This window comes from Dokdonella sp. (assembly GCF_049593775.1).
In the GTDB taxonomy this organism is placed as follows: domain Bacteria; phylum Pseudomonadota; class Gammaproteobacteria; order Xanthomonadales; family Rhodanobacteraceae; genus Dokdonella.
Genome location: NZ_JBAWHJ010000198.1, coordinates 1 through 21,379, shown reverse-complemented (window position 1 = coordinate 21,379; position 21,379 = coordinate 1). Strand labels below are relative to the sequence as shown.

General features: G+C 59.6%; 17 protein-coding genes. 7 read left to right on the top strand and 10 right to left on the bottom strand.

From position 1 onward, the window contains the following. The 4 genes from WBP53_RS06995 to WBP53_RS06980 all read left to right on the top strand — a co-directional run. Positions 1-1,915: aminotransferase class I/II-fold pyridoxal phosphate-dependent enzyme (locus tag WBP53_RS06995; RefSeq protein ID WP_423927306.1), on the top strand; the 1,915-nt coding region annotated here is incomplete at its 5' end. A 3-nt stretch (positions 1,916-1,918) separates the two neighbouring features. Next, positions 1,919-3,379, top strand: a complete 1,461-nt coding sequence (locus WBP53_RS06990; protein ID WP_423927304.1) for a biotin carboxylase — start codon at positions 1,919-1,921, stop codon at positions 3,377-3,379. A gap of 36 nt (positions 3,380-3,415) precedes the next feature. Then, the gene (locus WBP53_RS06985) at positions 3,416-4,405 is read left to right on the top strand and encodes a C45 family autoproteolytic acyltransferase/hydolase (RefSeq protein WP_423927302.1); all 990 of its coding nucleotides are present in this window, start codon (positions 3,416-3,418) and stop codon (positions 4,403-4,405) included. A 31-nt stretch (positions 4,406-4,436) separates the two neighbouring features. Beyond that, positions 4,437-5,915, top strand: coding sequence for an APC family permease (locus WBP53_RS06980; RefSeq protein WP_423927300.1), 1,479 nt, complete (start codon positions 4,437-4,439; stop codon positions 5,913-5,915). A 105-nt stretch (positions 5,916-6,020) separates the two neighbouring features. Here WBP53_RS06980 and WBP53_RS06975 read toward each other — a convergent pair whose 3' ends face one another. After that, the gene (locus tag WBP53_RS06975; protein ID WP_423927298.1) at positions 6,021-7,322 is read right to left on the bottom strand and encodes a DEAD/DEAH box helicase; all 1,302 of its coding nucleotides are present in this window, start codon (positions 7,320-7,322) and stop codon (positions 6,021-6,023) included. Between the two features lie 316 nt (positions 7,323-7,638). Between WBP53_RS06975 and WBP53_RS06970 the strand changes: the two genes are divergently transcribed. Together WBP53_RS06970 and WBP53_RS06965 are read left to right on the top strand one after the other, a co-directional pair. Further along, the gene (locus WBP53_RS06970) at positions 7,639-8,181 is read left to right on the top strand and encodes a YkvA family protein (RefSeq protein WP_423927296.1); all 543 of its coding nucleotides are present in this window, start codon (positions 7,639-7,641) and stop codon (positions 8,179-8,181) included. A gap of 90 nt (positions 8,182-8,271) precedes the next feature. Beyond that, complete coding sequence (locus WBP53_RS06965) at positions 8,272-8,763, top strand: FKBP-type peptidyl-prolyl cis-trans isomerase (protein WP_423927294.1); 492 nt, start codon at positions 8,272-8,274, stop codon at positions 8,761-8,763. Positions 8,764-8,853: 90 nt separating this feature from the next. Here WBP53_RS06965 and WBP53_RS06960 read toward each other — a convergent pair whose 3' ends face one another. Next, on the bottom strand, positions 8,854-9,351 hold the full coding sequence (locus WBP53_RS06960; RefSeq protein ID WP_423927292.1) for a C40 family peptidase: 498 nt from the start codon (positions 9,349-9,351) through the stop codon (positions 8,854-8,856). A gap of 94 nt (positions 9,352-9,445) precedes the next feature. Beyond that, a complete protein-coding gene (locus WBP53_RS06955) occupies positions 9,446-9,757 on the bottom strand; it encodes a hypothetical protein (protein ID WP_423927290.1) in 312 nt (103 codons plus the stop codon). Between the two features lie 374 nt (positions 9,758-10,131). Between WBP53_RS06955 and WBP53_RS06950 the strand changes: the two genes are divergently transcribed. After that, positions 10,132-11,385 (top strand): NAD(P)/FAD-dependent oxidoreductase, encoded by a 1,254-nt coding sequence (locus WBP53_RS06950; protein ID WP_423927288.1) that lies wholly within the window; start codon positions 10,132-10,134, stop codon positions 11,383-11,385. Between the two features lie 25 nt (positions 11,386-11,410). Here the strand turns inward: WBP53_RS06950 and WBP53_RS06945 are convergent, their stop codons facing one another. The 7 genes from WBP53_RS06945 to WBP53_RS06915 form a co-directional block, all read right to left on the bottom strand. After that, the gene (locus tag WBP53_RS06945; RefSeq protein ID WP_423927286.1) at positions 11,411-12,844 is read right to left on the bottom strand and encodes an aldehyde dehydrogenase family protein; all 1,434 of its coding nucleotides are present in this window, start codon (positions 12,842-12,844) and stop codon (positions 11,411-11,413) included. A gap of 68 nt (positions 12,845-12,912) precedes the next feature. Further along, the gene (locus WBP53_RS06940) at positions 12,913-14,553 is read right to left on the bottom strand and encodes an acetolactate synthase large subunit (protein WP_423927284.1); all 1,641 of its coding nucleotides are present in this window, start codon (positions 14,551-14,553) and stop codon (positions 12,913-12,915) included. 209 nt (positions 14,554-14,762) lie between these two features. Beyond that, complete coding sequence (gene xseA, locus WBP53_RS06935) at positions 14,763-16,112, bottom strand: exodeoxyribonuclease VII large subunit (RefSeq protein ID WP_423927282.1); 1,350 nt, start codon at positions 16,110-16,112, stop codon at positions 14,763-14,765. A gap of 195 nt (positions 16,113-16,307) precedes the next feature. After that, entirely contained in the window at positions 16,308-16,850 is a 543-nt protein-coding gene (locus tag WBP53_RS06930) for a potassium channel family protein (RefSeq protein WP_423927280.1), read from the bottom strand. A gap of 687 nt (positions 16,851-17,537) precedes the next feature. Continuing rightward, on the bottom strand, positions 17,538-19,004 hold the full coding sequence (locus WBP53_RS06925) for a phospholipase D-like domain-containing protein (RefSeq protein ID WP_423927278.1): 1,467 nt from the start codon (positions 19,002-19,004) through the stop codon (positions 17,538-17,540). Between the two features lie 49 nt (positions 19,005-19,053). Further along, positions 19,054-19,536: a nuclear transport factor 2 family protein gene (locus WBP53_RS06920; protein WP_423927276.1), complete on the bottom strand. Its 483-nt coding sequence runs from the start codon at positions 19,534-19,536 to the stop codon at positions 19,054-19,056. 11 nt (positions 19,537-19,547) lie between these two features. Beyond that, positions 19,548-21,379, bottom strand: a 1,832-nt coding sequence (locus tag WBP53_RS06915) for an LVIVD repeat-containing protein (protein WP_423927274.1), incomplete at its 5' end; no start/stop codon positions are given.

Below are 21,379 nucleotides of genomic sequence, written 5' to 3'. Positions count from 1 at the left end.
TCTTCGCGGCGTGAATTCGCGCTACAACACGCCTTTCTTCAATGCCCTCAAGGAATACTCCAAGCAGCCTACGGGCGTATTTCACGCGATGCCGATCAGTCGCGGCAAGTCTCTGATCCGCTCGAACTGGATTCGCGACATGAGCGAATTCTATGGCATGAACATCTTTCTCGCCGAAACCTCGGCAACATCGGGAGGTCTCGATTCCCTGCTTGAGCCTGTTGGTCCGATCAAGCATGCACAGGAGCTTGCCGCGCGTGCGTTCGGCGCGAGACAGACCTTCTTCGCCACCAACGGCACCTCGACCTGCAACAAGATCGTGGTCCAGGCGATCGTGCGTCCGGGCGACATCGTTCTGGTTGATCGTGACTGTCACAAATCGCATCACTATGGGATGGTTCTCGCCGGAGCCAATGTTGTCTATCTCGACAGTTACCCGCTTAGCGAATATTCGATGTACGGAGCGGTACCGCTTCGCGAGATCAAGCAGGCTCTGTTGAAGCTCAAGCAGGCTGGAAAGCTGCACCGCGTGCGTATGCTGCTGCTGACCAACTGCACGTTCGACGGCATCGTCTACAACGTGGAGCGGGTCATGGAGGAGTGTCTTGCGATCAAGCCGGATCTCGTCTTTCTGTGGGATGAAGCCTGGTTTGCGTTCGCACGATTCTCGCCGACTTACCGCCAGCGCACGGCCATGAATACCGCCCAGGTCCTGCGCGCCCGGTTTCGTGATCCGGCCTATGCCGAGCAGTACGCGGCGCACCGCAAGGAGATCGCGGGATTCAGCGACGACCAGCTGCTGGAAACACGATTGATGCCCGATCCGGCGAAAGCGCGGGTACGTGCCTACGCGACGCAGTCGACGCACAAGACGCTGACCTCACTCAGGCAAGGCTCGATGATTCATGTGCATGACCAGGACTTCAAGGGTGAAGTAGAGCAGGCGTTTCATGAAGCCTATATGACGCACACATCGACTTCGCCCAACTACCAGATCATCGCCTCGCTGGACGTCGGGCGCCGTCAGGTCGAGCTCGAAGGCTTCGAACTGGTCCAGAAGCAGATCGAGGCAGCCATGGCGATGCGCAAGGCCATTGATTCGCATCCGCTGCTGAAAAAATACTTCAAGGTGCTGTCGGTAAAGGAGTTGATACCGTCGACCCATCGGGAATCGGGTATCGAGGCTTACTGGGATAAGGAAAAGGGCTGGAACGATACCTGGAACGCATTTGCGACCGATGAATTTGCACTCGATGCTTCGCGTGTAACGTTGTCGGTGGGGCACGCAGGCTTTGATGGCGATACCTTCAAGAACGAAGTGCTGATGAACAAGCACGGCATCCAGATCAACAAGACCTCGCGCAATACGGTCCTGTTCATGACCAACATCGGCACGACACGTTCATCCGTGGCGTATCTCATCGAAGTGCTGGTACGCGTGGCACAGGACCTCGACTCGCAACTTGAAGACGCCAGCGGAATGGAACGCCGGGCGTTCGAACGCCGCGTGATGTCCCTGACCCACGACTATCCGCCGCTGCCCGATTTCTCACGCTTCCATGACCGGTTCCGCACGGGGCGTTCCGAAGGGACCAGTGAGGGCGACATAAGAACGGCCTATTTCATGGCCTACGATGAATCCAACTGCGACTATTTCCCAATCGAGGATGGATCGATGGAGGCAGCGATGGATGCCGGGCGCGAGCTGGTATCCACGGCGTTCATCATTCCCTATCCGCCGGGCTTCCCGATCCTCGTACCCGGTCAAGTGATCTCCAAGGAGATCCTGCATTTCATGCGCGCGCTCGATGTCAAGGAGATCCACGGCTACCGGCCGGATCTCGGCTTGCGCGTGTTCACCGAAAAAGCGCTGCAAGGCAGCGATACCCAATCCAGCAATCCACAGGAGAACTGAAGCATGGCCGCACGTCGCAAGCTCAAGAACATCTCCGAGATCAGGCGCTTCTTCCACCGTTTCGAGGAGCCCGTCTATTTCGTCAGCGCCACCAACTTCAACCTGCTTGGGCTCGATGAGTGGGTGAAGAACTTCAAGTACGTGAGCTACATCGATTGTTACGACGGACAACATCCGAACGTGTTCTGCCCGAGTGAGCAGCCGCACGCCGAGTTCCAGTCGATCGAAGACATCAACAACTACCTCCTGCAGCACAAGGAAGTCATCGATCACGTCGAGCGGCGTGGTGGCAAGCCGAAATTCATCTTCCTCATGTTCGACGAGAAAACCGAGGCCCTGGCCAAGGAGCTCGGAGCCAAGGTCTGGTTTCCGAAAGCCAAACTGCGCAATCGCATCGACAACAAGATCGAGACCGTTCGTATCGGCAACAAGGCCAAGGTACCAAGCGTGCCGAACGCGCTTTCTATCATTGAAGACTATGCGCAGCTGATCAAGGTGGCGGAGAAGGCGAAACTCGGCAAGGACCTTGTCCTGCAGTCGGCGTACGGCGATTCCGGTCATACGACCTTTTTCATCAAGTCTGAGGCAGATTTCCGCAAGCACCAGCACGACATCGTCGGCCACGGCGAAATCAAGGTCATGAAGCGGATCAACTGCCGCGGAGCAGCCATCGAAGCCTGCGCTACCAAGCAGGGCACCATTGTCGGACCGCTGATGACCGAGCTGGTCGGATTCGGCGAGCTGACACCGTATCGTGGTGGCTGGTGCGGCAACGAGATTTTCGCGAATGCGTTTTCGACCAAGGTGCGAGACAAGGCGCGTGACTACACGTTTGCCTTCGGTGAACAGTTGCGCAAGGAAGGCTATCGAGGTTATTTCGAGCTCGATTTCCTTGTGGATACGAAGACCCGCGACATCTTCCTCGGCGAACTCAACCCGCGCATCACGGGCGCCAGCTCAATGACCAACCACGCGGCATTCGCACATGCAGATGCGCCCCTGGCACTGTTTCATCTGCTCGAATTCTCCGATGTGCCATTCGACATCGACATTGCGGAACTGAATGCGCGTTGGGCCGATCCTGAAAATATCGATTCGTGGTGCCAGATGGTCGTCAAGCACACGGATGATTCGATCGATCGAATCACCGAGGCCCCGGAGACGGGAATCTGGCGCATGCGCGAAGACGGGAGCATCGCATTCGATCGCTTCGACTATCATCGTCGTGCCGTCAGCAGCGACCGCGAAGCATTCTTCCTGCGCATTCTCAAGAAAGGTGACTACAGGTACGAAGGCGCCGATCTCGGCATTCTGGTTACGCGAGGCCGAGCCATGACGGATCGTTTCTCCCTTACCGAGCGCTCGCGTCGCTGGATAGATGGCATTCGCGCACACTACGCCGCCGAGCCTCTTGCTGGTCTCGTGCCAGTGGAATTGCCCGACCACCAGTTCAAGATTCTGTGAGCTCGAACGACCGCACCTGACGATGATGACTGCTCGATGCACCTGACCTTTCATGCCTTGGCTGACGACGGGTCAGGTGCCGTATGGCAAGGCTTGTTCCGGCGCCTTTGGCCTGCTTACAGACGCTGGTACCTGCGCGATGGTCACCTGGCCCGGCCAAGTTACCTGGAGTGCAGGCGTGCACTCGAGTTGCACATGCCGGAGTTTGTACCTCGCTGGAAGCGTTTGTGCGAGCTTGCCGGTGGTGGTGATGTCGAGTCCAGATTCCTCAGCCTGTGGTGTCCACCGGCATATGACAGCGCCTGTTCACAGGCGGTCTGGCCCGGCGCCGAGCCGCTTCTGGTACGCAACTACGACTATTCCTCGAAGTACTTCGATGCCGTGGCCCTGCATTCGAGATGGGGTGGGCAACAGGTATTGGGAACCAGTGATTGCCTGGTCGGGCTGGTCGATGGAATCAACGAGTCTGGACTCGCACTGTCACTGACTTTTGGAGGGCGCAGCGTCGTTGGTCAAGGGTTTGGCGTGCCAATCGTGCTTCGATACGTGCTTGAGACCTGCACGACAGTCGCGCAGGCATCGGAGGCGCTTGCGCGCATTCCGACCCACATGGCCTACAACGTGACCGCACTCGACAGTGATGGCCGTCGCGCGACTGCCTACCTGGCGCCGGATACTCCTGCGCGAATCACTTCGGTGCCGGTTGCCACCAATCATCAGCCAGGTTTTTCGGCGGCAGGGGACGCGTATCGCAGTGCCACCATTGAACGCGAACGCTATCTGCTTGGACGCCTGATGCTGCATGAGGATCCACCGGAACGTTTCATTGGAGCGTTTCTCAAGCCGCCATTGTTCTCGCTGGCCTATGAACAGCAGCGGGGTACCCTGTACACGGCAGCGCTTTGGCCCCGTCGTCGGGAATTCAGCTATCGCTGGCCGCACGCCGAATGGACATTGAATGTCGAGGATTTCGTCCCTGGCAGTCGTCGCATCGCCCACCGCGCTACCAGCTTCCCGCCAGGCTGAAAGCGGTGTGAAAACCTGATCGGAGAAACCCATGAGCATCAGCAAGCGACCAAATGCATCCCGCGCGGACGGTATGACCCCGCATCGGCCCGCCTTGCGCAAGGTTCTCGGTCGCTTCGGCTTTTTCGCCCTGGCTTTTGGCTCGATGATCGGAGTGGGCTGGGTGACTTCGATCGGCAGCTGGCTGGAGCAGGCCGGGCCCGGAGGAGCCGTGCTGGCGTTCGTGGTTGGCGGCGCAGTGATGCTTTGTATCGGTCTCTGCTATGCCGAATTGACTCCGATGTTGCCTGTGGCTGGAGGCGAAGTGGCTTATGCCTACAAGGCGTTCGGCACGTTCAAGGCCTTTCTCGTCGGGTGGGCACTGGCTTTTGGATACGTCAGCATTTCCGGATTCGAGGCGATTTCGATCGGGCGTGTCCTGAGTTTCCTGATCCCGTCCATTGATCGCTGGCCACTGTACGAGTTTGCCGGGTCCACGATCTTCGCCAGCCACCTTATTCTGGCCGTACTGTGCACGGCGGGCATAACCTGGATCAACTGGATTGGTGCCCGTTCTGCAGCGCGATTGCAGGTTTGGCTGACTATCCTGTTCGTCGTCACGACGCTGATTTTTGTGGTGGCCGGTTTCGGCACGGGAAAGTTGGCAAACCTGGAGCCGGTCTTTGCAGCCGGCGACGCCGGCATCGGCGCACTCGCCGGCTTGCTTGCGGTGATGGTGACGATTCCATTCTGGTTCGTGGGCTTTGACACGATTCCGCAAGCCGCCGAAGAAGCATCGGGTGCGGTCAAGCCACGCATGCTGGCGCTCTTGATCGTCGGTTCAATTGCTGCAGCAGTTGCGTTTTACGTATTGCTGATCGTGAGCGTGTCCATGCTCGGTCCCTGGCAGGATCTCGCAGGCACGGATTTGCCGGCAGCTCATGCGTTTGAAGCGGCCTTCAAGTCGCCCTGGTTGCGCGACCTCGTGTTGATTGCAGCGCTATTGGGTCTGTTCACCAGCTGGAATGGATTCTTCCTTGCCGGTTCGCGCGTCGTTTTTGCGCTGGGGCGTGGACGCATCATTCCGGCTTCCTTCGGCGAAACGCATGCACGTCACGGCACGCCACATCGGGCCATTCTTCTTGTCGGTGGATTGACGCTGCTTGCACCCTTGCTCGGCCGCGATGCCTTGCTCGCGCTGGTCAACGCGGGCTCGCTTTGCATCGCACTTGCCTTCTTCGGCGTTTCCCTGTCGCTGCTGAGATTGCGCAGGGACTATCCCCAGCTTGAGCGTCCCTTTCGCTTGCATGCAGCTCCGCTGGTGGCGGGCACTGCAGCCGCGGGCTCGCTGCTGATGATTGCCGCGATGGTCATGCCCGGGAGCCCTGCCGCACTCAGTTGGCCACACGAGCACATCGTGCTCATGGTCATGCTCGGAGTCGGCGGATTGTTGTGGATGGCTGCGGCAAGTGGGCGCAACGCGATATCGGAAGAAGCGCGTGACGGCTTGATCCTCGACGAGATTGACTAGCAATCTGTCAGGGGTTGCTTCGCCCGGGTGCCAGCCGCACCAGGCAATCGGCGCGGCAGGCCCGATCAACTCACCTGCGGTGAGCTGATGCGGAACGGCTGTGAATCAGGAAGGCCGTGAAGCGGCCGGGCTGCCACGCCAGGTGCGACGCTTCTTGTTTCCTGCTGCATGCTCGCCTGCAGCGCGCGGTTGCTGGGTGTGCGGGCGTCGCGCATGTTGCTGGCGTCCATTCTGCGGACGGGCTCCGCCAGGTCCTTCCAGGCGCAATGGCTGCGATGGCTCGAATCCTTCCACGTTGACGATCGCGATGTCCTGCTTGAGCAGTTTGCGGATGTCACGCAGCAGGCCTTCCTCGGCACGGCTGACCAGCGAGATGGCAAGACCTTCCGATCCGGCGCGACCGGTACGACCGATGCGATGCACGTAGTCTTCGGCGACCATCGGCAGGTCGAAGTTGATCACCATCGGCAGCTGGTCGATATCGAGTCCGCGAGCGGCAATATCGGTGGCGACCAGGACGTTGATGCGACCGCTCTTGAAATCTGCCAGTGCGCGCGTGCGCTGGTTCTGGCTCTTGTTGCCGTGGATCGCTGCGGCGCGAAGACCTGATTTCTCCAGTTGCTTGGTCAGCTTGTCGCAACCGTGCTTGGTGCGACCGAAGACCAGCGTCTGGCTGCCATCGAGGCTGAGCAGGTGAAGCAGTAGATCGCGTTTTGCTTCCAGGTTCACCGGGTGAACGCGATGGGTGACCGTGGAGGCCACGCTGTTCGGCTTGGCAATCTGGATTTCCTGCGGATTGCGCATGAACTGATTGGCCAGCGCCTTGATCTCGGTGGAGAAGGTTGCCGAAAACAGCAGGGTCTGGCGCTGGCTTGGCAGGGCGCTCAGAACGCGCTTCATGGCTGGAAGGAAGCCCATGTCGAGCATGCGGTCGGCTTCGTCAAGAATCAGCACTTCGATGCTGGACAGGTCGACCGTACGGCGCTGCATGTGATCCAGCAGGCGGCCGGGAGTGGCGACGACTATGTCGACACCACGACGCAGCGCGTCGATCTGGGGTCCCATGCCGACACCGCCAAAGATCGTCGTTGACTTGACGCCGATGTGCTTGCTGTAAGTGCGCACGCTTTCCTGAACCTGCGCAGCCAGCTCGCGAGTTGGCGTGAGGATCAAGGCTCGCGGCTTGCGGGCCAGTGGCATGCGCTTGCCATCCGGATAAAGGCGCTCCAGCAGGGGCAGGGCGAAAGCCGCTGTCTTGCCGGTACCGGTCTGTGCGCCGGCCATCAGGTCCTGTCCAGCGAGGACGACCGGAATGGCCGCTTCCTGTACGGGCGTGGGTTGTGTGTAGCCTTGTTCTTCGAGCGCGCGCAGCAATGCTGGCGACAGCCCGAGGGTATCGAAACTCATGGTGATGCTCCTAGATGTAACCCGGAGCGTCCCTGATGAACCGCGCTGCAGGTTTGAATTTTGCGGATGCCGGCCAGCATGGCGGGCATTCCGGTTCTGGGCGTCGGAACCGCGAGCGGTGTGGTTCGAGTCATGCCGAAGTATCGGCAGGTGCTCGATGAACCGGAAGGGAGCGGGGGGTCAACGCGACTAAACCAGCGGAGAGTACAGGAAAGCGCGGCGTTCGGCCAGTCTTTGTTGTACTGCCGTGGCTGGGTGGGGATGGTGCGCAAGCAAGTCTTTGACCGCAGCGCTGGCGACGACTAGTGTTTTCGGCATGCGCATCACCTTCGAGCTTGAATCTGCTGACATCGAATACTTCCAGAAGGCATTTGAACGCTTTCGGCGCCTGGCGACAGAAGTGGAAGAGGTCGACATCATCGATGCCTCCAAGCAGGCGCTGGACTCGTTGTGCATTGCCAGAATCCCGAACTATGTCCGCAAGCGCCTGGTGCACGTGCAGCGATTGATCCTGTTGCTTGAAGATGCCGACTGGAGCCTGTCGGATCCGGAGCGCAGCGAAGCGCTGGCGGCGCTGGCATATTTTGGTGACCCGGACGATCTGATTCCGGACAACATTGAAATCATCGGCTTGATCGATGACGCGATCATGCTGGAGCTTCTGGCGCGGCGAATGCGCCATGTCCTGCAGTCCTATCGAAAGTTTTGCGCGTTCCGGGATTCACTCGGGCTTGCGTCCAGTACCGAGGACGCGCGCGTTGCGCGAGCCAGGGCGCTGGCGTTGCGCAGGGCGGAGCTCATGAGCGAGTTGCAAAGCCGGCGTCAGCGCGTCGACTCTCGGATCCAGGAAGTCGAGTAGGGGGGGGCACCAAAAGTCGCTGCATCGACTCGCCTGAACTGGTAGTCTCGCGCGCCGTTCAGTCAGAGCGCGCATGCGCCGGAGAAAATCATGCAGGTGGCAAAAGATTCGGTTGTTTCGTTGCACTACACACTTCATGCGGACGACGGCCTGAAAATCGAAAGTTCGCGCGACGGCGGGGAGCCTGTTCACATCCTTATCGGTCATGGCGGGATCATTCCCGGCCTTGAAAAGGCCTTGATCGGACACGCTGCCGGCGACCAGTTTCAGGTGGATGTCGAACCACAGGAAGCCTATGGCGAGCGGCAGGAAGACAATATTCAGCGTGTGCCCAAGAAATACTTCAAGGAAGCAGCGCGCCTGCGACCAGGGATGACCGCGACGCTTTCGATGAAGGACGGAGGTCAGCGATCGGTAACCGTTCGCAAGATCGGATCCAGTGTGGTCGATGTCGATCTGAATCATCCGTTGGCGGGCCACAAGCTTCGCTTCGATGTCGAAATCACTGCGGTGCGCGAGGCGACTGCGGAAGAAATCTCGCATCGACACGTGCATGGCCCCGGCGGAGTCCAGCACGACTGAACCTGGGGTCGGAACCCTGGCTCAACAGGAGTACGCGGCAGGGCATCGTTTGCGCCGGCCAGCTGCCAGGCGCCCATGCCCGTGACATCTTCAGTCGAGGATGCGCTTGCCAGTGCGAAAGGTTTCACGCCAGCCAGGGGAGTCGATGCTGTCCAGGCGCACCGTTCCGCCGCTGTTCGGCGCATGCACGAAGCGCCCTTCGCCCACATAGATGCCTACATGGCTGATTCGGCGGCCGGACGCAAACAGCACGAGGTCGCCACTCTGAAGTCGGCTTTGCGAAATCTCTGGCCCATCCATTGCGCCCAGAGCGGCCGAGGTCCGAGGCAACTGGATTCCGGCTGCATCGCGAAACACGTAGCCGACAAGGCCGCTGCAGTCGAATCCGCTCTCCGGCGTATTGCCTCCGTAGCGATAGGGAGTTCCGACCAGGGCCAGCGCCCGAAACAGCACAGCGTTGGCCGCTGCAGTCGACTCGGTGGCTACTGGCTCGCGGGCGGGTGGCCGGGAGGCGTCCGGGCGGGTTGTGTCCCTTCCGCATCCGCAGAGCAGGAACAGAACCAGAATGGCTAGGCGCAGAAAACACATCGCCCGACCTTGTTCGAGGCCGGGCGATCTGTCAATCAGGGAATAAAAAAAGGTGTCGCCCGCGGATTCGGTTACGGACGACGCCTTTGGAAAACTAGGCCGCAGATGCACAGAGTTTCAGTTGCGGGCGGGCAACCAGTACGTCAGCGGCTGTCTCATCGTCGCCAACCAGGGCTTCATGCAGGGTCTGCACGGCTTCTTCGAATCGTTGCAGGCGCTCCTGTGAAGCGGCAGCGACATTGGCGGGGACCTGTCCGGCATCGAGCAGGCTGCGCAGCATGTCGCGGTGCTGCTCGCTGAAGTCCGGATCGAGCAAGGCTTCGTCCAGCGCGCAGATCACGGCGGCGAGCCATCCGGAAGTCGGAGCGCGCAAAGCCAGCAGCAGTTCGTTGGTCGAGACGTTCATCGGATTACCTACTCTGATGTGTGGGCACGTCAAAAGTGATGCATAGTCTGTGCCAAAGCACCATCCAGATTGAATCAACAGGGGTCAAGGCAGTAAATGAAGCTTGAGCGGGCAAGCATTGCTGCGCCTGCGTTCGGCAGATTCGAGGGGATTGTGTGCACCAGCCGCTGCCGGGACCAATGGTGCCGGCAATCCGTTGCATGCACATGCGCTTCGGCGATGAATCCGCTTGCGGCACCGAATTCCGGGTTTCGTCACTTGCTGACAAAGATCGCACTGGCACCGCGGTTTGGGCGCTGCTGCGTCGAGGTCTGCGCAGTTTGCGGCGCGCCAGGTTGCAGCGGCCCGCGTGCAGTCCCGTAGAATCCCAGCCCATGAAATCTCGAGAATCGGATGTCGTGGTGCTTGGCGCCGGCGTGATCGGGCTGAGCTGCGCCTACTATCTGCTGGAATCGGGTCGCAGTGTGACCGTGCTCGACCAGGGGCGTGCAGGAGGCGGCAGCTCACACGGAAACTGTGGAACGTTGACGCCTAGCCACGCGATGCCGCTGGCCATGCCTGGCGTGGTGGGTACCGCGTTGAAGTGGCTGATGCGAGCCGATGCGCCGCTACGCATCAAGCCTCGCCTGGATCCTGGCCTGATCCGCTGGCTGGTATCGTTCATCGGCCATAGCAACTGGCAGGACTTCGGCCGCACCACGGCCATCAAGGCGCCATTCCTGACGCGTTCACTCGGGCTGATCGCCGGCCTGATTGAAAAGGAGCAGCTTGACTGCGAATTCCAGCAATCGGGCACGCTGCACGTGTATCGCAATGAAAAGGCGCTTGTAGCGGCATCGTGGTATCTGCGCACATTGAGCGAAGTCGGTATTGATGTCGAAGTGCTGGATGGCCGACAAATCGAGACAATGGAACCAGCGCTCAAGCCCGGCGTCGCCGGCGGTTTTCTGAATCCCGGGGATGCACGTCTGCGCCCCGATCGCTTCGTCGCGGAACTCGCACGGCTGGTGCGTGAGCGTGGCGGTATGATCGAGGAAGAAGTGTGCGTCGAGTCCCTGACCAGGGAGCGTGGCCGCGTTGCCTCTATTCAGACCAGCAAAGGCAGCTACCGGCCTCGTGATGTCGTGTTCGCCCTTGGCGCATGGTCACCAAAACTGGCGGGCAGCATGGGTGTGCGTATTCCCATCCAGCCCGGAAAGGGATATTCGATCACTTATTCACGTCCGGATCCGTGCCCACGCATCCCGTTGGCGTTGAGGGAGCCCAGTGTCTGCGTGACCGCATGGGAATCCGGCTACAGGCTCGGCAGCACCATGGAGTTCGCCGGTTACGACACCAGCCTCAACCCGACCCGACTGAATGCCTTGCGCCGGGCTGCTGCTGACTACTTGCGTGATCCGGAGGGTGCCCAAACCGTGGAAGAATGGTTTGGCTGGCGACCGATGACACCGGATGACCTGCCTGTTATCGGGCGCGTGCCTGGCATCGAAAACCTTTGCATGGCAACCGGACACGGCATGCTGGGGGTAAGCATGTCGGCGATGACCGGAATGCTGGTCAGTGAAATACTGGGCGGCGGGCCGACGTCACTGGATTGCTCGCCGTTCAGCAGTACGCGATTTTCCTGAGATACTTTCGTGCCCGTTTTGGCAGTCAGTGATCGCGCAGGACAAGCAGACGCAGTTCGGTCATGTCTTCGATCGCGTAGCGTATTCCTTCGCGCCCAAGACCCGAATCCTTGACCCCGCCATACGGCATGTTGTCGACGCGGAAACTGGGCACGTCGCCAACCACCACGCCGCCTACATCGAGGCGGTCCCAGGCGCGCATCGCCTGATTGATGTCGTTGGTAAAGATGCCGGCCTGCAGGCCGAACTCGCTCTCGTCGACGATGCGCAGAGCCTCATCGAAATCCGAGTACGACTGCAGCGTGGCCACGGGGCCGAAAGCTTCCATGCAATTGACTTTCTGTTTTGCATCGACGCCTTCGAGCACGCTGGCGTCGAGCATGGCGCCATCCCGCTTGCCACCGCATAGCAAGGTTGCTCCGGACTTGACCGCTTCCTGGATCCACTCGTCGAGGCGTTGGGCTTCCTTCACGTCGATCATCGGACCAATAAACGTGTTCTCGTCTTTCGGGTCGCCAGCCACGAGTTTCTTCGTTGCGGCGACAAACTTCTCGCGGAAGGCACTGTAGATATCGGCGTGCACCAGAATGCGCTGGACGCCGATACAGCTTTGCCCTGACTGGTAGAAGGCGCCGAAGATGACGCGTTCGACCACCTTGTCGAGTCGATCCCGTTGATCAGGCTCGATGATGCAGGCCGCGTTGCCGCCGAGCTCAAGCACTACCTTCTTCTTGCCGGCCTTGGCCTTCAAGTCCCAGCCCACGCCAGGTGAGCCGGTAAATGAAAGCAGTTTGAGGCGATCGTCGGTTGTAAACAAATCCGCACCGTCGCGGTGTGCCGGCAGTACGGAGAATGCGCCCTTGGGCAGATCGGTTTCGGCGAGGATCTCGCCGATGATCAGAGCGCCAATTGGCGTGCGACTCGCTGGCTTTAGCACGAATGGACAACCCGCAGCGATGCCGGGAGCGACCTTGTGCGCTGCCAGATTGAGTGGGAAATTGAAAGGAGAGATGAAGGAGCATGGACCGATAGGGACCCTGCGCGTGAATCCGCGATAGCCCTTGGCGCGAGCTGAAATTTCGAGATTCAACACCTCGCCATTGATACGAACTGCCTCTTCGGCGGCAACTTTAAACGTATCGATAAGTCGCGTGACTTCGCCGCGTGCATCCCTGATCGGCTTGCCAGCCTCGATGCACAAGGCCATTGCCAGTTCGTCGTAGCGTTCGCGGAAACGGCGCACGCAGTGTTCAAGCACGGCCTGGCGCTGGTAGGGTGCGAATTCGCGCATGGCTTGCGTCGCTGCAACCGCAGCAGCGATGCCTGCATCGATGGCGTTCGCATCGGCCAATGCAACGCGCGTGGCCACCTCTCCGGAGAACTTGTCGGTGACTTCAAGATCCGAGTTGGGCTGGCAGGCCTCGCTGGCGAGGTAGTAGGGATAGATTGGCTTGAGCATGGAATCGCCTCTCGCAGTGCAGATTGTCGGGATTCGAAATTCGGCGCGCTTTCAGGAGTGGCCGGACTTCACAACTTTGCGCTGAGTTCCTTGATTTCGCGATTGAGCACCCGATCGTTGTCCGAGTAGTCGATCGGCAGGTCGATCAGATGAACTCCTGGCGTGTTCAGGCAATGCTCGAACATCGGAAGAAATTCCTCGCTGGACTTGGGACGATGTCCCTTGGCGCCGTAGCTTTCGGCGTAGCGCACAAAATCAGGGTTGCCCATGTCCATGCCGAAGTTGGGGAAATCCATGTTGGCCTGCTTCCACTTGATCATTCCGTAGGCGTCATCACGCAGCAACAGGATTACGAGATCGAGTTTCAGACGCACGGCGGTTTCGACTTCCTGCGAATTCATCATGAAGCCGCCATCCCCGACCACAGCTACAGATTTGCGGTCCGGGTGCACGATCTTCGCGGCGATTGCCGAGGGCAGGCCAGCACCCATGGTTGCCAGTGCGTTGTCGAGTAGAATCGTGTTTGGCTGCGTGCAGCGGTAATAGCGAGCAAACCAGAGTTTGTACATGCCATTGTCGAGACACAGGATTCCGTTGTCCGGCATGGCCTTGCGAACATCAGCCACCATTCGTACCGGGTAGATCGGGAAACGCGCGTCGTCGGCACCCTTGGTCAGATGCGCGTCCAGATGATGACGCACCCTGTCCTGGTAGGAAAAATTCCAGTGCGATTGTTTTTCCAGCATCTGGTTGAAGCGCCAGATCGTGTTGGCGATATCACCCACCACTTCGATCTGCGGGAAGTAGACGGTGTCGACTTCGGCGGTCAGATAGTTGATGTGAATGACGGTCCGCTTTCCGGTGCGCATGAAGAATGGCGGCTTTTCGATGACATCGTGGCCAACGTTGATGATGCAGTCGGCATTGTCGATGGCACGATGGACGAAATCGCCGTCAGAGAGCGCGGCGTTGCCGAGCCACAGGGGATGCGTTTCATCGAGCACGCCCTTGCCCATCTGCGTGGTGAAGAACGGAATGCCGAACTTCTCGACGAATTCGCGCAGCATCTTGCTGCTGGTCTTGCGATTGGCGCCGGCACCTACCATCAAGATCGGGCGCTTGGCATCACGAATGGCCTCGACACCGCGCACGATGGCCTTTTCATCCGCGATCGGACGGCGCTGGAAGCTGGCCGGGATTACCCCGACGTCGGTCTGGTCACGCGCAATGTCCTCGGGCAACTCGAGATGCGTTGCGCCGGGTCGCTCTTCTTCCGCGCGGCGGAATGATTCGCGAACGCGGGCAGGGATGTTGTCGGCCGAAACGATCTGGCGAGTGAACTTGGTCAGTGGCTTCATCATGTCGACGACGTCGACGATCTGGAAATGCCCCTGTTTGGACATCTTCACCGGCTTCTGTCCGGTGATCATGAACATCGGCATGCCGCCCAACTGGGCGTAGGCGGCTGAAGTCACGAAATTTGTGGCGCCGGGTCCGAGAGTAGCCAGACAGACACCGGCTTTTCCGGTCAGGCGTCCGTAGGTGGCAGCCATGAACCCTGCGGCTTGCTCATGCCGGGTCAGTATCAGGCGAATTGAAGAGGTACGCAGTGACTCGAGCAGGTCGAGGTTTTCTTCACCGGGAATTCCGAAAACATATTCGACGTTCTCGTTTTCAAGAGCCTTGATAAACAGGTCCGAAGCTTTCATGCGCAGCACTCCAATCTCGTTGCTGAGGACAGGATGGGGTTCCGCAGGCGTCTCGATTCCCTGGCAGGTCACGGCAATCGTGATGATGACGGAACTCCGACACCAATTCCCTTGAACTTCAGTGCGAACGTATCAAGGCTGTGCCAGTTGCGAAAATTCCCGTTCCCCGATTGCGGAACCCCGATTGTGGGCGTCGCCCTTGGTGCGGGTCAATGTTTGCCCTCTACGCGCAACTTCAATTCACCATCCGATAGGACGCCGCGAAGCTGCATGCCGGCGGAAACCTTGTCTGCGCTGCGCACGACGCGTCCGCTTTCTTCCTCGATCAGGATCGAATACCCGCGTGCCAGCGTAGCGATTGGACTAACCGCGTTGAGAGTGCGCACAAGCTTGTCCATTCGGGATCGCCGGTCCTCCAGTGATCGTCTGGCCAGAACAGCCAGCTGCTTGCCGAGAACCGACAGATGTTCCTTCTCGCGTGCCAGTTTCCGGGATGGATGGTGCGCGGTGAATCGGCCATGCAGATTGGCCATGCGTGAACGGCGGCGCCCACCCTCCTGATCGACAATGCGCGCCAGTCGCGAGCGCAATTGTGCGAGGCGCTCGCGTCCCAGGTTCAGGCGAGCAGCTGGTCGTTGCTGATTGAGTCGTGCAAGCAGGTGATCAGCACGTTGCGCTGATGCTTCCAATCGGCGCTGCATGCGCTGGCGAGTTCGCCCGAGAAGCTGGTCCAGGCTCCGTGATAGATCCCTTGTATCGGGCACCAGCAATTCTGCAGCCGCCGAGGGCGTGGGCGCGCGCAGATCGGCCACGAAGTCGGCGATCGAAAAATCGGTTTCGTGGCCGACGGCCGAAACCACCGGAATTGAACTGCGCACGATCTCCCGGGCGAGTTGCTCATCGTTGAATGCCCAGAGATCCTCCAGCGAACCGCCACCTCGGGCGAGTACAAGCACGTCATGGCGGCCCGCAAGGTTTGCAGCAGCCAGCATCCGCACAATCGCAGCGGCGGCTTCCTTGCCCTGCACGGGCACCGGAAAAACGTCCACCTCGACCATCGGGAAACGTCGCGCCAGCACGTTGAGTACGTCACGGACAGCGGCACCCGTGGCAGATGTAATGATGGCGATGCGGCGTGGCATGGCCGGCAATGCCCGCTTTCGGTCGGGTGAAAACAGTCCTTCGGCGGAAAGTCGGCTCTTTAGCTGTTCGAATTCCCGGCGCAACGCGCCTTCCCCTGCTTGTTCGAGGTGTTCGATGATCAACTGGAACTCGCCGCGGGCCTCATAGAGGCTTACTCGTGCACGAGCCAGTACCTGCATCCCGTCTGCCGGCTTGAACGGTAACCAGGTGCTGCGAGGCTTGAACATGGCACAGCGAATCTGCGCGCCAGAATCCTTGAGCGTCAGGTAGAGATGCCCTGACGCGGGGCGCGAGAAATTCGAGATTTCGCCCTCGATCCAGACAAGGGGCAGCGCGTCTTCAAGCAAATCCCGTGCAAGTCGATTGAGCCCCGACGGAGTCAGGATTTCGCGTTCTGATTGTGCTTCTGATGCCATGCCGGATTGAGACCAGTCTGATTCGTGATCCAGCCGCGCCAGCAGGTATCCATTGCGCAGCGGGAATCGGCTCAGTCTGCCTGTGAAGCTCTTTTACTGCCAGTCCCGTGCGAACCTGGCGATGCCTGGTGATTCAGCAAGCCTGTTCGGGGAGACAGGAAAAGGCGAGCTGCGATGAGCGGGAGATCCGGGATGTCAAAGCTTTCCGTCGACCGAGAAGTGCTCCCAGACCTCCTGCACGACCACGAACAGGAAAGCCGTGGAGCAGCCAAACATCAGTACGCCGGTAATTGCGATAAGCGTTCCCAGATGTCGCCAGGGATGCTTGAGCAGGATGTCGCCATAGCCCAGGGTTGTTATGGATACGGCAGTAAAGTAGGTGCCATCCCTGATGCTTGGCATCAGCCGGGTCGCGTGCAGATAAAGGCCCCATGCAAAGGCCTCGGCCACATGCGCCATCATCAGCGCGAAGAAGCATCCAAGCAGGATCAGTCTTCCGGCGTGCTGAAGACCGACATGCTCTATCAGCAATGCCTTTTTGCGTAGCATTTCGCCGATGACATCGAAAATCACGACTGCATGGAAATAGAAAAGCAAGAGCGCGAGCAGAATGGCAAGGCCATAGACAGCGAAAATCCACCTGCGGGAAAAACCAGGATGATTCTCCGTCCCGGACTCATCCGACGTGCCCTGGCGCAAGTTTTGGGAATCGGCCTTGCGGCCATGTAGTTTGCTCATCCCTGCTGAATCCTTGGTGGGGGAAGTGCCGATTCGTGTCCTCAAGTTCAAGCGCATGGACTGGGAAGAGCTCTTGAATCGTGAGAATTCCCGGCTACAGAAGATGGAACACCACTGTCATGTTCCAGGGTCAATGCGCGAGTCCGAAATCTTGCGAGGGGTGGAAGATGCAATGGGTGTCGTTCGCTTGCGCATTCCAATGTGACGCGCACTTCAGCGTAGCCGCTCAAGAGTCAGCTGCCAACAAGTCGCGTCTGCCGGGACGCTGCCTTCCGGTTGCGCTTGAGCTGCGAGATCGAGAGTGCAGCGGCAAGTACGACATGTACAAGGCGCCCGAACGTCCTTGTCAGCCTGGGAATTCCGGATACAGTCCCTCCGACGGCAGGCTGTACGGCAATTCTCCTGAGGCAGTTGCCGAACGCTGGGAACAGGGCATTTCAACTGATATCACCATTGCGGACTCGAACCAGTCGTATGAACCTGCGGGGCTGCTTGCCTACACGGATTCGGCGCTCCATTGCGCGAGACGCGAAGGCCGTGATCGCGTGGCCCCTCTGTTCCATCTTGAAAATCATGCGGAGCGACGAGCGGGAGTGGCACGATAAGTACTGCATCTCGGGATCTGGTGCAGCTTGCAGGGCAAGCGAAATCCTGAAATTTCTTGATCCTACGTTTCGAAACGGTGATTCATTCCGACAGACCGGGAGAATCCCTGTGTATCCGGGATTTTCGCCGGGCCACCAGATAGCGGCCAAACAGGACAATGGAAAACCAGATCGCGAGTGCGCCCATTGGCCAGGCCAGGGATCTTGGCCAGATAATCGCAGTGAGGCCGGTGATGGCCAGGAACAGCGAAGCTGCACCCAGGGAGTAGGATTCGGCAGGTCCCAGCACGCGCCGATTCGTGATGGCAGCACCCATTGTGTTGGCCAGGCGCAAGGCACCTGCGGCGGCACGACCAGTGCTGCCTTTGCGGCGTACCGATGCTCGTTGTGCCGGACGCTGTGACTGACGACGTACACGCTTGCCTCCGAGCACGATTTCTGTCGCGTTCTCCAGATCCATTTCGAACTGTTGCTCCATGCGATCGGCGAAGGCACGATCCTCCACCGCGATGTCGAGCTCGCAATTTCCCATCCAGCTGGCAAGATTGAGGTTGCTGGATCCGACTCGTGCCCAGCGGCCGTCAGCCACCGCGGTTTTCGCGTGGAGCATTGACCCGTTCCATTCGAATACCCGCACGCCTGCTTCCAGCAGCGGCCGGTAGCCCGAACGGGAAAGATTGCCGATCGCCGGAATGTCGCTGGTACCGGGAACCAGCAATCGCACATCAACGGCATCGCGTGCAGCCGCTGTCAGCGCCTGGACGTACGGGGCAACGCCAACGAAGTAGGCGTCGGTCAGCCAGAGTCGAGTCTCGGCCATGGCTGCGACCATCAGGTCGAGCCGATAAAGGCCTGCCGCGTTCGGGATGGTGGCAATGACACGCAGGTCGATATCGCCCGCACTGGGTGCGCCGATTCCAGCGTTGGCGATCGATTCCGGGAGTGGGGGGCCCAGGCGCGCCCAGGTGTCGGCGAATGAAGTGACCAGTTCCTGCACGGCCGGGCCACGCACGGACACGCCGGTATCCCGCCAGGGCTCTATCTTGCGTTGCGAGTCACCCAGCCACCTGGAGCTGACGCAGACGCCACCCAGAAAGCCCGCGGAAGAATCCACCACCACGAGTTTCCGGTGGTCGCGAGAGAGCCAGCCCAGCGGGCTGCCGAGGCGCGGCGGGTTGTAGGTGCGCACCAGGCCGCCGGCATCGATCAAAGGCTGCCAGAAGCGAAAACTGGACTGTCCAAGACAACCCAGCCAGTCACGAATCACCATGACCTGCACACCCTTTCTGGCCTGGACGATCATGGCGTCGCGCAGCCCACGAGCTAGCTCGTCGTCGCGGAAAATGTAGTTCTCGAAAAGAATGCTCGATTGGGCCGAACATATGGCATTCCGCCAAGCTTCGAAGTTCTGCTCTCCGTCAACCAGCAGCTCAACTTCGTTTCCGGCAATCAGCGGCGCACCCGCGGCTCGGCTAAGTGCTTGCGCAGCGAGCTGCCGCGTAGGGTCGTGGTTTCTAGCCGCGAGGGATGGAGTGGGAAGGGCGGACATGGGTTGAGTCTAATCGGCTCAACGTGAACAGAGCGTGCCTTGGCTGGTATCAGCGCGGGTTGGCTTCCGATGCGATGTACTGATCCAGCGCCTTGCGTGCTGTCGTGCTGACCTTGCCGCGGAGCAATTGCGACCATCCAAGCAATGTGCCAATCGTTCCCAGCGCCTGGCGTGACCAGCGCCAGAAGCCGAATCGATCTGTCTGCGCCAGGATTTTCCCGTCTTCAAAGAGGAATTCCGAGGCCACGATATTGTGAACTGACCGGCCGGTTGACGAGAACGCGTACCAGGCCTGCCAGTTGGCTGATCCATGGGTTGCAGTGGCCTGAAGATTCGAGGACTCAATGCGCAAGTCCTTTCCTCGGGAGCAGAGCATGCGCCACATGGCCCCTACTTCGGGGCCACTCAGCGTGAATACTGGGTCGTTGAATGTCGCCTTGGCATGGTAGCAATCACTCATGGCCTGACCATCGCGCGCGGCAAATGCAGCGTAGAAACGCTGCAGCATGGCCTTGTTGTCTTCAGCGCTCATTGCGGCCGTTCTCAATGCTTGCGCATGCCGGACGTCGGGCTTGCACCGCCTTTCTTCCTGTCGCCAACGGCATTGCTTCGTGGAGCCGATTTTTCGGTGCCCGTGCTCCAGTCATCAACGTCATTGCTGACGTACCAAGGCGTGCCATCTGCACGGAGAAAGAGTTGTCGACTTTCTTCGAGAGTGAACGGGCGCGCACCGATACGACCAAACACCGCAATCTGATGCCCGGTCTCATCGACTGCCCGGTCACGTTCCAGGCCCCTTGATAGCGAAAGCGCAGCCTTGCTGGTCGGATACCAGGCAATCATCTGCGGCTTCGGGTCGGGCGCGAAGCCGTAGAACTTCGGCTGCGATTCCGGAGATGTCAGCTGGATGACCTTGAGCCCGTTGCGACCGTCCGCGACGTAGGCGAACAGTGAGGCGTTGGTCGTGCCAACGATGACATCACGCGCGTCGTCGAGCTTGCCCTCCGCATTGAACATCTCGTAGAGGCTAGGCTTTTCCGGGTTGGTCACGTCGACGATGGCCAGGCCGTCCGCGCCATTGGCAATGTATGCAAAGGTGCGGGCAACGTGCAGCTTCTGTGCATCGCGCAATGGAAGCATGGCACCCGGCACTTCGCGCGCATCTTCAGGACGCGTTACGTCGACAACATGCAATCCGTCGGCTGCCGTCACGAACAGGTAGCGAAACTGCACCTGGCTGGCCCGCACGTCAGCGATCGGGATCGTCTTGATCACACGCGGTTGCAGCGGATCATCGAGGTCGAGAATCACGATGCCGGCATCGGCGGCAATGTATGAAACCGTTCCTGCAGTAGCGATGTGCCTCGCCCCATTGAGGATGCCATTTTCGTTCCAGGTCATGGCGCGGGTAACGTAGTTGTTGCGCGCTTCACCGTCAGTCAGTGTGCCGATGTCAGTTGCGATCAGGCCCTCGTAGGAATCCGTGATGTAGGCGTACTTGTACACCGGGTGCATCGGTTGTTCCTTGTTCTTCTCGCGCATCAGTTCGCCGGTATTGCGTTCCGGAGCGATCGGCTGCGTGGTCGAAAGGGTTATGCAGGTTGCATTCTTCGACTTGATGGCCGTGTCCTGGCCCAGGGGCGAGAAGGGCGCCGTGATGATCTTCTGCGAGAAACCCTTGTTGGCAACGCTGGCAACATCGTAAATCCGGGTGCCATTGCTGCCTTCGGCCACATACAGGTACTCGCCGCGAAGCTGCAGGCAGTTTGCCTGTCCGGCGGAATGCTTCTGCGCCTTGGGCAATTCCTGGCCACGCGCCTGATGCTCTGCATACCAGTCCGGATAGGCGAAGCGTTGCAGATAGCTGCCGATTACGGCTTGCGGCTCGTCCCACTCGGTGACCTGTACGGCGGAGATCTGGCCATCGCCACCGACCCAGGCGTTGTAGCCGACGAAGTCGATGAACTTGGTTCCGTACAGAAGCAACTGGGCCATGATTGCGTTGTTGTCGTTGTTCTTCGACAGATGGCAATCCTCGCAATCCTTGGTTTCGGTCTTGCGCTCGGTATGCGGGTAGTGCGGCGCAAAGGCCTGCGAGCTGTAGCCCGATGACGAGACCGGCGGCTGCTGGATGTAGATTTTCTCGCGGTTGATGTTGGTCGACGACAGCACGAGGGCGGACGAGGACCGCACCGGCGCGATCTTGCCGTCCTTGATGCCGCCATGCTTGCCGAGGAAGAACATCTGGTCACGGGCAACCTGCGGATTGTAGGTTGCGAAGTTGCGCGTGTAGCCGCCTTCGTATTTGTGCCGCTCTGTTTTCCAGTTCGCCTGGATGGGCAGATGGCAGCCTCCACAGCTCGTTGTCCACGAGG

Coding starts and splice junctions, on each gene's coding strand:
- WBP53_RS06990 (WP_423927304.1), top strand. CDS start 1,919: ATGGCCGCACGTCGCAAGCTCAAGAACATCTCCGAGATCAGGCGCTTC.
- WBP53_RS06985 (WP_423927302.1), top strand. CDS start 3,416: ATGCACCTGACCTTTCATGCCTTGGCTGACGACGGGTCAGGTGCCGTA.
- WBP53_RS06980 (WP_423927300.1), top strand. CDS start 4,437: ATGAGCATCAGCAAGCGACCAAATGCATCCCGCGCGGACGGTATGACC.
- WBP53_RS06975 (WP_423927298.1), bottom strand. CDS start 7,322: ATGAGTTTCGATACCCTCGGGCTGTCGCCAGCATTGCTGCGCGCGCTC.
- WBP53_RS06970 (WP_423927296.1), top strand. CDS start 7,639: ATGCGCATCACCTTCGAGCTTGAATCTGCTGACATCGAATACTTCCAG.
- WBP53_RS06965 (WP_423927294.1), top strand. CDS start 8,272: ATGCAGGTGGCAAAAGATTCGGTTGTTTCGTTGCACTACACACTTCAT.
- WBP53_RS06960 (WP_423927292.1), bottom strand. CDS start 9,351: ATGTGTTTTCTGCGCCTAGCCATTCTGGTTCTGTTCCTGCTCTGCGGA.
- WBP53_RS06955 (WP_423927290.1), bottom strand. CDS start 9,757: ATGAACGTCTCGACCAACGAACTGCTGCTGGCTTTGCGCGCTCCGACT.
- WBP53_RS06950 (WP_423927288.1), top strand. CDS start 10,132: ATGAAATCTCGAGAATCGGATGTCGTGGTGCTTGGCGCCGGCGTGATC.
- WBP53_RS06945 (WP_423927286.1), bottom strand. CDS start 12,844: ATGCTCAAGCCAATCTATCCCTACTACCTCGCCAGCGAGGCCTGCCAG.
- WBP53_RS06940 (WP_423927284.1), bottom strand. CDS start 14,553: ATGAAAGCTTCGGACCTGTTTATCAAGGCTCTTGAAAACGAGAACGTC.
- xseA (WP_423927282.1), bottom strand. CDS start 16,112: ATGGCATCAGAAGCACAATCAGAACGCGAAATCCTGACTCCGTCGGGG.
- WBP53_RS06930 (WP_423927280.1), bottom strand. CDS start 16,850: ATGAGCAAACTACATGGCCGCAAGGCCGATTCCCAAAACTTGCGCCAG.
- WBP53_RS06925 (WP_423927278.1), bottom strand. CDS start 19,004: ATGTCCGCCCTTCCCACTCCATCCCTCGCGGCTAGAAACCACGACCCT.
- WBP53_RS06920 (WP_423927276.1), bottom strand. CDS start 19,536: ATGAGCGCTGAAGACAACAAGGCCATGCTGCAGCGTTTCTACGCTGCA.